Raw genomic sequence first — 12,391 nt, forward strand, 5'->3', positions numbered from 1 at the left:
GAAAAGTAAAGTAGCAAATTCTTTAGGTTATGTCTTGCTACTATTTGCCTGTTCCCTAACCATTTACCATTTTGGTTGGGGTTCAGGTATTTTTACTTTTTCGGTCATTTTAATGACCATTGCAAGTCTTGTAATCTTGTTACAGCCCTTACACCTAATTACTTACAAAACCTTAATACCAACTGTTCTACTCATATTCTTGATCGAATTTTCACTTCTCTGATATGCCCGCTAATTCAAAATATCTGAATCCGTCTTTCTGGCCACGTTTCTCAAAAATTACCGCAGCTCTTCTTGGCGGTTTTATAGTATCTGTACTTTTTCATTTGGCAGTTGCCAGTTGGTTTGATCATGTGTCCGTAATCATAACCAGTACCTATAGCGCACTTATTCTGTGGGCAGTTTTAATGATTGTAGCGTTTTTAGCAAAAAACGGCTGGAAAATATGGGGTATTTACCTGCTTACATCCATCATTTTGGCAATTATCATGTTTTACGGCAAAGCTTTAAATCCAATTCTATAATGAACAAAAGAACTTATAACATTCTATTTCATTTACACACTGTAAGTGGTATCGTGATCAGTGTAGCACTTTACGTTATTTTCTTCACAGGTTCATTTTCATTTTTTAGAGATGAGATTGCCAATTGGGAACGTGGGCATACCGTAGAAATTCCTGATGAAATACAGTTGAACTTTGATGAGACTTTTCAACACATGTCAACCGAGAAAAACCTGTATGGAAGGGATATTGAATTAAGGCACTATTACAACGAACAGAATATTGGGGTGAATTTAGGCAGCTCCAAAGATACTTTGCTAACCAAAGAGGATGCCGCAGGCTCATTTTATTATTTGAATACCAAAGATGCATCTACTACAGACTATGTAAGCTCATATACATTGGGGGAGTTCTTGTATAGACTTCACTTTTTTGCACAACTGCCCCACCCTTTTGGGTATTATTTATCTGGTTTTGTAGCATTCTTTTTTCTGTTTGCGCTGTTAACCGGCATTATTGTACATTGGGATAAGATCATTTCCAATTTCTACGTATTTAGACCAATGACCAAATTAAAAACCGTGTGGACAGATGCCCATACAGCCTTGGGCGTAATAGGCTTCCCTTTTCAATTCGTTTATGCGGTAACCGGAACTTTCTTTATGTTAAAAGTACTATTGGTTGCGCCTACTGTATTGGCATTATATGATGGTGATGACAAAAAGTTATATGAAGACCTAGAATATGCTCATCCGGAATTTGAATTTCAGAATACTCCACTGACCCGTCCGGTTAGTATCAACAAATACGTAAACAAAGTCAAAGATCAATGGACCAATTTTAAAGTAAACGAAGTACATATCTTCAACTACGGTGATACGGGCATGCACGTATCGGTAAGTGGCAACTTGGATTTTAAGGACAAAATAAACGGTTATGGTTACACTATTTTTAAAGTAGCCGATGATAGTGTTCAAAGTGTAAAAGACCCCACTAAAAAAATACAGTACCTAGATGCCGTTAAGGGTTTATTTTATAGGTTGCATTATGGGGATTATGGGGGATATGGCTTACGCATTATCTCTTTTATACTTGGTTTAATAGGATGTTTTGTAATACTTAGCGGTGTTCTTATATGGTTAACCGCTAGAAACAAAAAGAACATACCTCCTAAAAAAAGAAAGTTTAACGAAACCGTAGTACGGTACTATTTGGCGATTTGCCTAAGCCTATACCCAATAACGGCCTTATCATTTATTTTGGTACAGGTCATTAATCCTGCGGGCATGGGATTATTGTATCAATTTTATTTTATAGGATGGCTGCTAATTACAATTTTCTTTGTTTTTAAAAAAGACAATTATTTCACCAACAAATATTCCTTACTTTCAGGCAGTTTAATTGGACTGACCATTCCTATTGTAAATGGTTTTTGCACTGGCAATTGGATATGGGTGAGCTATGCAAAAGGTTATGATCAAATTCTGTTTATCGATGTCTTTTGGATTGTAATTAGCATTACAGGTTTACTTATTCTTAGTAAAATGAATGCACAGCAAAAGAAATCTTGAGAAGACATTTGATTAAAAAATACCGTTAGAATGAAAAACACAATTCTCTATAGAAAAATTTTCAGCTAATAAATAGAAACTTATAAAAACGTAGAAAAATGAGTTCCAATATCTTGCTCAAATTTTGTTGTAATGGCATTACGGTATGCCGCTGGCGTTTGCTCACTTACTGTTATTTTATTAGCAATAACATCTACATTAAAATGGAAACATGAAAAATCTGAGCAAGCATCCAAACTCTCAAAATTTGTAATCAAGAATTTTACGATTTTTGGTCTTAACTGATATTCCAGGTCAACACACCACCTATGTAATTTTTCATCAGCTGTATCACCTAAAATCCAATTAAATCTCATGGTACTTTAAATTATGACCACAATATAACCCTAATTTAACAATTACTTAACAATTGATTTAGAATTTAATAAATGTAGGTTACACACTTTAATTTTCTCTCAGTTAAGAGATATAATCTTTTAAGTAGCTAAAACGTTCCGTAAGTTTTCCGTCTTTGGTCATTCTTGCTCTATTAAGTACTCCGTCTTTATCACCATTAAAAAATGCAGGAATAACATTTTTTACAAATGCATCACCAAAACCTTCACTAGCATCTCTAGGTAACTCACATGGCAAATTGTCTACGGCCATAACAGCAATAACATGCTCATTTTTGAAATCTGCTTCAGACTCCGTTGCTGGTTCATAGCCATAAATTGGATCTGCTATCGTAGAAGGTCTAATGGTCGATGCCACGGGACCATCTATATCACAGCTTACATCTGCAACAACCCGTATCTTAAAATCTTTTTGTTTTGCATCTTCCCTAGTAAATAGATATGGAGCGCCCTGACCATAAAAATGACCGGCAATGTAGAAATCTGTAACCTTTGCAAACCTAAAAAAATTAGATCTATATTCTTCTGGGTGCGCAAAAAAATTGGCTTTATTACCGCGAACCCCATCTTTTCGCTTATTATACTCACCGGCGTCTATTTGACAATAAACAGGCTCGCTGAAGGTTTCTTCTAAATACTCGGTAACATTTACACGTTTCATGCCCATACCGTCCAACATTTCCCTAGCTCCGTTACCAACTCTACCTCTACCGGTAAGCAATACCTTGATATTTGGTAATTCCAATTTTTTAAGCGCTTCAATTAATGCTTGTTGATCAGGTAAATCATTAGCCTTTGGTAATTGAAAAATATCGTATTTAAGTCCGTATGTCCTAAAACCATTATAAGCTCCAACAATACCGGCATATCTGCCAAACGCAACAACACGTTGCTCTTGTTTATTGGTAATCACTTCATGGTCGTACAATTCTATATTCTTCTCTAAAATGGCACGGAGCAAATCTCTATTATAAGGTTGCTTTTTAATGGTATGGGAAAAGAAAAAGTATTTTTTATTGGGAATCAGGGCATCAATAGGCACTTCTTTAACACCTAAAAGAACATCGCACTGATCCATTTCATTAGCTACTGTAATACCTAAATCACTATAGGCATTATCTTCATAAGCTCTTATTGGGGAAGGTTCTACAACTATTTCTGCCTTATTATAGGTTTTTAAGACTTTTTGACATGCTTTTGGCGATAGAACCACACGCTTATCTGGCGGATTCTTACGTTCTCTAATGATTCCGAACTTCATATGGGTTTGGTATAAATATTGCACTAAATTATACAATTAGAAACACTTTAGCTTGGGTCTAAATAAAATTATAGCGGTTGCTAAAGATTTGTTAGCTTTGCTGCCCGCTATTTATTAGCGTTATGTTTTTAAAAAGACATAGAACGGTATTTAGAGTAAAAAGTTCTTTTACATATTGGGGCCGACCGGTTTTGACAGCGAGACCAGTTGGAATGTAAGCATGTCGAGCGCTGGGAAACAGCTCGTTAATCTCATTTTTCACACTTTTAATTGGCGAAAATAATTACGCTCTTGCCGCTTAATCTGAATTATAGTAAGATTAGCCTCGTCCCTACAAGGTAGGGAAGCGAGATGTTCCTGAATAGCCCTTGTTGATGGCGATTCTTATAGGAGCACCAGAAAAGTCAACATAAGGGTGTTCGCTCGCTTTGGCGACACCACCAAAATCTTAAGAAGATAAGTGTGTATTAGGCGGTTTCTGGTCAGGTACACATCGAAAATTAATCAGATCCTAAGCATGTAGAAAGCATTTTAATTGCTCGTTTGGACGAGGGTTCGAATCCCTCCGGCTCCACTAAACAAAAATAAAACCACCTTTTGGGTGGTTTTATTCGTTTAAATATAGCTTATACCCTACCCCGCATTAGACTTAACATTGGAAAAATCCCCTTTCACCAATTTCTCTTTTTCTATAAATAGCATTAAATATCCACGACCGTTCCAATACAAACCAAAACCAGATTGATAACGCAAGGTTAATAATGATGTCCAATTTTCATTTTCCCTTGGATCAGCTTTTAGTGAATTATAATAAGGGTAGCCTAATAAATAACTATCGTATTTTTTATCTGTTTTCTCCAATACCTTAGTACAGACATAGTTGACTTGTCTTTTATTCAGTCCTTTAGTTTTGTATAGTTCTGGCTTAAAAGGAATATCCACTTCTTGTTTAAAAATTACATCTAATGAATACTTATCTGGAAAATTAGGATTGTCATATGGCTTTAAATCTTCAATATTTTCAAAATAGAAGACCTTCGCATAGTTTTCATCTGTCCAAGCCATTGTTTTTTCCTCATTGTACGCTACAAATATGCTTAACAAACCTTTCTTTGGTAGTTGGTTTTCACCTGGTGGTAGTTCACTTAGATTAAATTGTGCTATAAATTTATAATCACCAAACTCATGCTTAGGCCACTCAAAATTCTCTGGTACTAGCGGATTGCCTCCATATTTACTGAGCCCCTTTTCATCAAAAACCGTTGCTTGCTCAATTTTTATTGCAGGAAGCATAATCGACCGTAAATAATCATCCTTCTGGTCCAAATCATATTTTCCTGCTATTACAATCTCGTTAAGATCTTTAATATCCATCGTCCGCTTTTACCACTTTAAAATTGGTTCCTCTTTCCAAATGACCAACCTAAATTCCTCATAGTGTTTTCCCGTTGCAATGGTATGGTCATCTCTAAGTCCTTTATCTAATTGTAATTTATGAAGCATACCAGATGACGATCCTACCCATAGTGTTTTTTCATCATCAGAAATGGTCATACCACTTATGGTAGACCCCAGAAAATATCTCCACATACAATTTCCTTTAGCATCAACTGCTCTAATATACCCAAAGGCATCACCCAAAATATAGTAGGTAGCTGTTGCCACACCACAATACACTCGCATTTCTTCATCTACCACGGTATACTGATCACTTTCTTCATAGGCAGGGATACTTAAATTCTCAAAATCAGTAGTGGCTACCCCAATAGTAATACCGTTATAAAAGTGGCAAGAATTGGTTATCAACTGATTATCATCTTTAGAAAAAAGGCAAAAATCCGGATAGGATGATTGCGGACCAACAACACCTACTTCGGTACCGTTTTGGTCCAATATTCTATGATCGCTACATTGGTCACCCACAACAATGTATTTGTTATCATTGGAAAGCGTTGCATTCTCCATATCAATATATGGCTTCCATTCATCATCCTCTGGGTCAGGTAACGGATGAATCATTTTCTCAGTATTTTGAGTGATGATAAAAATACCTTCAGAAGTTACCATAAGTACTTTTTTACCGTCATTGAACGGAATCAATTCCGTTATTCCCAAATTCTTTGCGGTCTCTAGCTCAAATGTTTCAATAATATTGCCTTCCCAACCTTGGGTGGTTACAATGGTATTATTCGTTACAATGGCAAATACATTATTACGTTTAGATTTACCAATGGCGCCTATAGTACTTTCTAATGCAATGACCTGGTCACCTTTTAGAAGATATGCTTGTCTTTTCTGATAAGCGGTACCCACCATGAACACAATTTTTTGATCATCTATAAAAAATAGTTGCTGTATACTTTGTGATTTCTCTTTCATGAACTGCACCATTGGAGAATGAGCAGGTGGAAAATCATTTCTAAAGGCATTAACAGTATTGTTATTATTGGCTTCTTTTAATAGTTGAAAAACAGCTTCTGCCAAGTGATCTCTTTTATCTTCGGGCTCTTTACCTTTCCAATTATCCCATCCATTGGTTTCGCCAAATTCAACCATTTTATTTACATCAGAAGCATATTTACTTCCTTTAGAATTCCATTCTTTTTTGATATCGTCAATATTCATTCCTGATTTTTTTAATTTATTAAGTATGGATCGGATCATGTTTATCTTCTAATTAAAAAGAATAGCTGTGTTGTTATTGATACTAAATTTAGCAGCATCAATTAGTGATGCGCATACTAAAATTTCAATCCAGAAATCGCCATTTTCCTGTATTATTTCATTTAACTGTTGAACATTCATAATATCATTGTTGTCATCTAATTCAATACCCAAATACTTAGTGAGACCTTTTAGTTCTTCGAGCAAGCTGTAAGATGAACCGATCATGGCACCGGGTACACGAGCTTCTTCGATATCAAAAAGCACTTCTGGCATTTTTACGGGAAGATAAAAACCCTCGGCATCTGAATGGGTCAGCAAGTGACTTTCCATATACGAATAGTGATCTTCTAAAACTGAATCTACACCAGGATCTTCATTTGGGGAAAAAGGCTTAGGCTTCCAATTCTCGTCGTCTTCATTTTCCCAAGCATGTGCTAGAAATCGTCTTAAATGGTGCAAAAAACCATAAGGAAAACCGCCAAATTGTAACGCTTCATTTTCCATCTCCTCAGGTTCATTATGCGGTTCTAAATTATTTGTAGCAAGAACAACATTGATATTTTGAAAGATTTTTTTATAAGCATTGTAGGCTTCAGGCTCACTACCTTTAAACTCTGCCAACATTCCGCTTGTAATTTCTAAACCCATAATTTTTTCTGTTATAATAGGTATCAAATGTATACATAGCATGGTTTTCATATATCCCTGAAACCAATGAATTCTTTATTTCCTAGATTTCTATTGTTACTATGTACGATTCCCTTTAAATGAAAAAACACGCTAATTATGCGTACTTTTTTGATTATTGTTATTTACACGACCAATCAAATCCACTCGGCATCAACGCCAAGAATAATCAGTTCGTCACATATATGCTCTTTTGCATAGCATAACGTAGCTTTCTTTAAATTGGGAAAGTGTTTAATATCATCGCTACGTTCAATATCCCAAAATTCAACCGCACCACCGGAGAAAGGGGAAAGGTTCATATAAATATCATTACCCCCATCTTGATAAATTTCGGTAATCTCGGGTGCCAAACGTTTTGGTATGGGTAATTTTTTAAAGTATTGGGTTACTTCATCTATGGGGTCATAACCTTCTTCATCAATATCTATTTCACGATCCTTATACCAATCTGCAAACTCGTACAAATCGAATTTTGGTTTCAATAATCCCTTTATATACATCAACTCTTCTATGATGGAAAGCTTGAATCCGAAATCGGCAAACTCTATTTCCTCCTCATTAATTGGCTTGATGGTGTATTTGTCAGCCGGTATTCCTTCTCCACGAACATAAGGTTTGTGGGCACTAACTTCAATAGCTCTTACAAGTTTATTTTTTACACTGAACCACGCACTTAATCCGTTTTGCACCAAGGCACCGGAATCATCACCTTTGAATGTTTTTTCACGTTCATTTTCATGTGTTTTATAGTATTCAATAATATCTTCACCATTGAAAGTGAACGTTCCGCTGAAGATTGCTTTCGGACTGAATTTATACGTTGAAATTTCCAATTCAAACCCTAGGGAATTTACCAGTTCACCATTAGATGTATAGGCGATAATCCCTAAATCATCCCAAACAAAAAGTGTGTTATTCTTTCCTTTATGCTCTCTACATTCTGGAGAAATAATTTCCTTTAATGCTCCAATTGAAACAGGAAACTGTACTGCAACGGAATTGATTGTAAAACTATCCGAAGAAAATTCTATATTGACCATAAGCTATTTATATATTAGATTATAAAGGTTTTTGGGTTCTTACAAGCTCTTTAAAAGATTTAGAAAGTAAAGCTACCTCGCCACCATCATGGTAATATGCCCAAACCGTAAATTTACATTCTGGATCTAAATATAGGTAATCTCCATTCTCCTCACCTATAACAAAACCTTTAGCTACACGTGCCAATTTTACGGAATGACAATGTGCTGAAGGCGCAGTGAACTCCATCCCCGCTTCTTCTTGAACCGTGGTGTATAATTTTAAACATTCATAGTTGGCAGCTTTACCAACGCCACTCATTTCCCATCTTTTTAAAAGGGCTACTTTACCCATTAGGTTCCATGTACGTTTATCCCACCTGCTGCTATTTTTCAATAAAACACCCGTAGGATTATCCCGAAGAAAATGAATATAGTCTACCGGCAAATCTTGCTTAAAACTTTCGCTCCATTCCAATTTCATAAGTGCTGGTTAATTGTTTTGAAAGGATGTTTAAAATGAACTACAAAAGTGATGCTTCAACTTTAAAATTTGCTAACCGTTTTCAGTGATATTGCTGCCCAAATATGCCGAATTACAAGGTAAACGTTCTTTTCTAAAAATTAAAATCACCCTTTTCGGGGATAGCCTCCCCATTAATCTCAGGTACCTTAGCAGCACCAATAAATAGGTTGAAATGAGAAATAAGATTGCGTTTTCGGACCATGTAGAACAAATGAAATGGGAGGATTTTCATTTTGATATAATGACCGTAAACACCCTGCCACAGATAGAAGACCCTGAAGATATTGATAACAGTTTTACCTTTTGCGATGCCCTATTAGATACATTCAAAGCAGCAACGAACAAAGAAGTACTTAAGCTACTTTTTATTAGTCCAGATGATATATCCAATTCCAAATTCTACGGTATCGCATATTTAGAAAGTAAAGAAGTTTTTACTGCCGAAATAGAAAGCACACCGTTGTTTAAAGAATGGTTTACTATTATAGATGAAAGAACACGTAAAAAAGAAACCAACGCTGCAAAGGTGTATTTTTTTGGCGCCAATTCTTTTAGCAGTCAGCCTATTTCCAATTTTAAGGACAATCAGGTATTTGAAAAGTCCGGTTTATTTATTTCGGACCATATCCCCAATGCATTTATCGCTGAAAAACTGGCAAAAGAAAAAGCGGATTTTATAGCGCCGTATATTCAGTTGGAAGCTAAAAGCAATTTTCAAAAAGTGGTGCAGCATTTTGTGCAATTGGTACATGCCAAAGGTCTCGTAATTATTCCACCAAAGAACAATGATGCAATTTATGAGGAGTTTGAGGCTGAAGCCGGATATCCATTTCCAAATATCATCAAAGAATTTTTAACCCTACATAACGGCGTACAGAACTCAGCGATTATGGGTGCCGAGAAAATCTTACAGGAATGGAAAGATTGGTACAGAATTTATAATGATTGGACACAAGAGGAACTGCTAGACACCTATAGTACCAACGAAGGCAAAACCCTGCTAATGTACACTACACCGTATTGGATTCCGTTTTTCGATTTGCAAAACGGAAATTTTCTGGCATTTGATTTTGCACCGGATACCAAGGGTTCAGCGGGTCAAATTATACGTTTTGGTGCCGACCAAGAAATTGGCTACATACAAGCTGATCGCTTGGATTTATTTTTAGAAAGCTTGATGGATGTTGACGGTGACATTCAAGATTATGAATGGTTCAGCAGTGAATAATTCATGGTTAAACTACCAACTAAATCCATTTAAAACGTATTAGACATCTAGGTACATGTTAGAAATTTTTAAGAATAAAATACTCCCAAAGTTAGAAACAACACAGCTATCGGCACCCGCTGCAAAAGCTTTGTTACACGTTTTAGAACTACAGGATTGCCAAGACACCAAGGTATTAGAGCAAGTAAAAAACAGCTTAGGCAACTTAAATAATGAAGCCGTGTTTACCGAGGAACTGGCACAACAAATTTACTACCATCCAGAAGTTTATGCCAATGAAGAAGAAGGCATAGCATTCATAATCTCATGGCTTCCACTCTTGGAAAACGGATTTTATCCTGACAAAAAAAGCAGTGAAAAACTAATTGAGTTTCTTTATTTCAGTCTAGGCTATCTTCAAAGCGAGGCGATTTCAGAAAAAGAACGTACACAAATTTTTAGCGTTTTAAAAGCACTGGTACAAAGCGAATCTAACGCTTCACTAATTGTTGCCCATTTTTTGATTCGAAGGGTATTTGATATTCGAGATTGTGTGAATTCAGATTTTATCATACAAAACTGCATAACGCATCAAATTCTTTCGGGAAACTATTACGTTCTTAATTCCGACAATGGTTTTACAAAATATTCATTCAGCATAGACAATGAATTTGTTCACCAATTTTTTAAAGGCGATTGGCATAAGTTCGTAAACGCTCTTCACCTAATTTTACCCGTAGGTAAAGTTTACCAACCAAATGCATTTAATATCATAACCGCTTGGTTAAGTACCGACTTAGCCGAGTTTTATCAAGAACATGCGGATCTGGTATTTGCAGCCCATACGGCGCTTAATGAGCGTTTCTTATTTATGGAAGAAGAAGGTATAGCCTTGTTGAACCTGCAAACCAAAGACGGTATTTTTCCGCTAATTTCTGCATTAGGTACAAAGGAATGGGATGCTGGCGATGTGCTCCTTTTCAATAACCGAGATAAAAACATTCCGCAAAATCAACTAGACCAATGCTACCTCAGATTTTTAGATTGGCTAAAAGCCGAAAGCGGAAGTAATTTTTACACCGAAGCTTTTCAAGAATTTGGCAAACATATTTTAACGGTAGAAAGCTACACAGTTCTTCCCGTAGCATATATCTTGTTTTGGTTTGAAAAATGCAATCCAAAATCAGGTATTCCAGATCAAATTGAGCTATACAACAGCCTATTTTCAAGATTTCTAAGTACTGGTTCAACTGGTAAACTACCGGTAGTTAGGTTAGGTAATGAAGATGTTGAGCTAAAAGGAGAATATCTTATAGAAGAAATATTTCTAATTAAAAACAACCGGACTAAATGGATTTCAGACCTGGAGTCATCAAACCTATCTGATCCTCTAAATCAGTTTTTGATCCTAACCTTTTATGATGCTCGCGAAAAGCTGGCTACACTTTTCGATTTAGACAACCAAAAAGTGCTATTCGCTTATCTTGAAAAAATGGCATATTCCGCTAAACAAGCGGATGATAAAGTTAAAAAAGAATGCCTACCCCTAGTCGTTAAAACGTTAACGGCACTATTTGCAGAAACCAACGATTTTACACTAGTCAATAAAATTTGGGCATTAAAAAATATTGACCCCAGTGTACTAGACCTTTGTAATGATTATGCACAATTACAGTATGTAAATGAAAGTCGCCCTTTGTTTTTGGGGCTTCTGCAAAGCTGGTATAATTTCTTAAGCGATTATTATTATAGTTTGGGTACCGAATCGGTTTGGATTCCGCATATGCTAAATACACAAGGTAGACGCAGTGCCGCCTACCTCAACGAACTTGATGAAAATGTCAGCCACTTTTTAAACCGGGCTTTAGTGCATCTTTTTGATTTCCATAAAAAAAGCAAACAGAAAGCTGAATCCAACCAATTATTTCAATCCATCCAAACGGATATTGAAAACTACCTAGAGGACTTTCTTAAAGAATTAATGGAACACAACCTGACAAAAGAAACGGCAGAAAATATGTATATCTACAGTAAAGCACACTTTGCACATCGCAAAAAATTACAGGAGTCCATTCAAAAACACCATGACTACCATAAAGTGGAAGAACCAAAATCTGAGAAAGCAATTCTTGTTGAGCAGTTACAAAAGTCACAGATTAATAGTTCAGAAATGACCTTTGACCCAAAATATGCCAGTGCGGTCTTACACAACCTAGAAAATTATAAAACCGAAGGAACCTGTGACAGCAAACTCCTTGAAGTATTGGATAAGAACATAATAGAATTTAAAACTTGGTTATCGGAAACATCTACTACTGAAGCCAAATTTATTCAAGCTCTTTACATGACCTTGCTTGATAAAAACCTAGCTCCTGAAACCCCTTTAGAAACGTACGGAAACCTGTGTAGAAACCTGTTCGTGAAATTAGCAAAAGACAGTAAAATGGCAAGCTCCTATCAAATGGGACTCGCGGCAATGGCAAATTCCGGAGCTTATCCAGAAAACTTAACAACTGCATTGTTGCAGGTGGTTAACCTCTTAAAAGTTTAAA

The 12,391-nt window shown here is 36.0% G+C and carries 11 protein-coding genes and 1 other RNA gene; 5 read left to right on the forward strand and 7 right to left on the reverse strand.

Annotated elements, in window-relative coordinates; all coding sequences use genetic code 11:
* Positions 1–224 precede the first annotated feature (224 nt).
* Entirely contained in the window at positions 225–524 is a 300-nt protein-coding gene (locus CSC80_RS02225; RefSeq protein ID WP_099189503.1) for a hypothetical protein, read from the forward strand.
* The gene (locus CSC80_RS02230) at positions 524–2,074 is read left to right on the forward strand and encodes a PepSY-associated TM helix domain-containing protein (RefSeq protein WP_099189504.1); all 1,551 of its coding nucleotides are present in this window, start codon (positions 524–526) and stop codon (positions 2,072–2,074) included. The genes CSC80_RS02225 and CSC80_RS02230 overlap by 1 nt, the downstream gene beginning before the upstream one ends.
* 80 nt (positions 2,075–2,154) lie before the next feature.
* Here CSC80_RS02230 and CSC80_RS02235 read toward each other — a convergent pair whose 3' ends face one another.
* Positions 2,155–2,430, reverse strand: coding sequence for a hypothetical protein (locus tag CSC80_RS02235; protein ID WP_099189506.1), 276 nt, complete (start codon positions 2,428–2,430; stop codon positions 2,155–2,157).
* 103 nt (positions 2,431–2,533) lie between these two features.
* Positions 2,534–3,730: an NAD(P)-dependent oxidoreductase gene (locus CSC80_RS02240; RefSeq protein ID WP_099189508.1), complete on the reverse strand. Its 1,197-nt coding sequence runs from the start codon at positions 3,728–3,730 to the stop codon at positions 2,534–2,536.
* 177 nt (positions 3,731–3,907) lie between these two features.
* On the opposite strand from CSC80_RS02240, the gene ssrA reads away from it, so the two are divergent.
* Positions 3,908–4,307: a transfer-messenger RNA gene (gene ssrA, locus CSC80_RS02245) on the forward strand.
* Between the two features lie 56 nt (positions 4,308–4,363).
* Here ssrA and CSC80_RS02250 read toward each other — a convergent pair.
* The 5 genes from CSC80_RS02250 to CSC80_RS02270 form a co-directional block, all read right to left on the reverse strand.
* Positions 4,364–5,104 (reverse strand): YwqG family protein, encoded by a 741-nt coding sequence (locus CSC80_RS02250; protein ID WP_099189510.1) that lies wholly within the window; start codon positions 5,102–5,104, stop codon positions 4,364–4,366.
* A 9-nt stretch (positions 5,105–5,113) separates the two neighbouring features.
* Entirely contained in the window at positions 5,114–6,355 is a 1,242-nt protein-coding gene (locus tag CSC80_RS02255) for a hypothetical protein (protein ID WP_099191382.1), read from the reverse strand.
* Positions 6,356–6,403: 48 nt separating this feature from the next.
* A complete protein-coding gene (locus tag CSC80_RS02260; RefSeq protein ID WP_099189512.1) occupies positions 6,404–7,045 on the reverse strand; it encodes a hypothetical protein in 642 nt (213 codons plus the stop codon).
* Positions 7,046–7,221: 176 nt separating this feature from the next.
* Positions 7,222–8,127 carry a hypothetical protein gene (locus CSC80_RS02265; RefSeq protein ID WP_099189514.1) on the reverse strand — a complete coding sequence of 302 codons (906 nt, stop codon included), beginning with the start codon at positions 8,125–8,127 and terminating at the stop codon, positions 7,222–7,224.
* A 19-nt stretch (positions 8,128–8,146) separates the two neighbouring features.
* Positions 8,147–8,590, reverse strand: a complete 444-nt coding sequence (locus CSC80_RS02270; RefSeq protein ID WP_099189516.1) for an SMI1/KNR4 family protein — start codon at positions 8,588–8,590, stop codon at positions 8,147–8,149.
* A gap of 214 nt (positions 8,591–8,804) precedes the next feature.
* Here CSC80_RS02270 and CSC80_RS02275 point away from each other — a divergent pair, with 214 nt between their 5' ends.
* Together CSC80_RS02275 and CSC80_RS02280 are read left to right on the forward strand one after the other, a co-directional pair.
* The gene (locus tag CSC80_RS02275) at positions 8,805–9,860 is read left to right on the forward strand and encodes an SMI1/KNR4 family protein (RefSeq protein WP_099189518.1); all 1,056 of its coding nucleotides are present in this window, start codon (positions 8,805–8,807) and stop codon (positions 9,858–9,860) included.
* A gap of 55 nt (positions 9,861–9,915) precedes the next feature.
* Positions 9,916–12,390 carry a hypothetical protein gene (locus tag CSC80_RS02280; RefSeq protein WP_099189520.1) on the forward strand — a complete coding sequence of 825 codons (2,475 nt, stop codon included), beginning with the start codon at positions 9,916–9,918 and terminating at the stop codon, positions 12,388–12,390.
* Position 12,391 lies beyond the last annotated feature (1 nt).

Source organism: Maribacter sp. 6B07, from assembly GCF_002700155.1.
Lineage (GTDB): Bacteria > Bacteroidota > Bacteroidia > Flavobacteriales > Flavobacteriaceae > Maribacter > Maribacter dokdonensis.

What these genes read in the sequence shown, in the direction of transcription:
- CSC80_RS02280 (WP_099189520.1), top strand. Translation starts at nt 9,916, where the DNA reads ATGTTAGAAATTTTTAAGAATAAAATACTCCCAAAGTTAGAAACAACA.
- CSC80_RS02260 (WP_099189512.1), bottom strand. Translation starts at nt 7,045, where the DNA reads ATGGGTTTAGAAATTACAAGCGGAATGTTGGCAGAGTTTAAAGGTAGT.
- CSC80_RS02230 (WP_099189504.1), top strand. Translation starts at nt 524, where the DNA reads ATGAACAAAAGAACTTATAACATTCTATTTCATTTACACACTGTAAGT.
- CSC80_RS02235 (WP_099189506.1), bottom strand. Translation starts at nt 2,430, where the DNA reads ATGAGATTTAATTGGATTTTAGGTGATACAGCTGATGAAAAATTACAT.
- CSC80_RS02265 (WP_099189514.1), bottom strand. Translation starts at nt 8,127, where the DNA reads ATGGTCAATATAGAATTTTCTTCGGATAGTTTTACAATCAATTCCGTT.
- CSC80_RS02270 (WP_099189516.1), bottom strand. Translation starts at nt 8,590, where the DNA reads ATGAAATTGGAATGGAGCGAAAGTTTTAAGCAAGATTTGCCGGTAGAC.
- CSC80_RS02240 (WP_099189508.1), bottom strand. Translation starts at nt 3,730, where the DNA reads ATGAAGTTCGGAATCATTAGAGAACGTAAGAATCCGCCAGATAAGCGT.
- CSC80_RS02250 (WP_099189510.1), bottom strand. Translation starts at nt 5,104, where the DNA reads ATGGATATTAAAGATCTTAACGAGATTGTAATAGCAGGAAAATATGAT.
- CSC80_RS02275 (WP_099189518.1), top strand. Translation starts at nt 8,805, where the DNA reads ATGAGAAATAAGATTGCGTTTTCGGACCATGTAGAACAAATGAAATGG.
- CSC80_RS02225 (WP_099189503.1), top strand. Translation starts at nt 225, where the DNA reads ATGCCCGCTAATTCAAAATATCTGAATCCGTCTTTCTGGCCACGTTTC.
- CSC80_RS02255 (WP_099191382.1), bottom strand. Translation starts at nt 6,355, where the DNA reads ATGAATATTGACGATATCAAAAAAGAATGGAATTCTAAAGGAAGTAAA.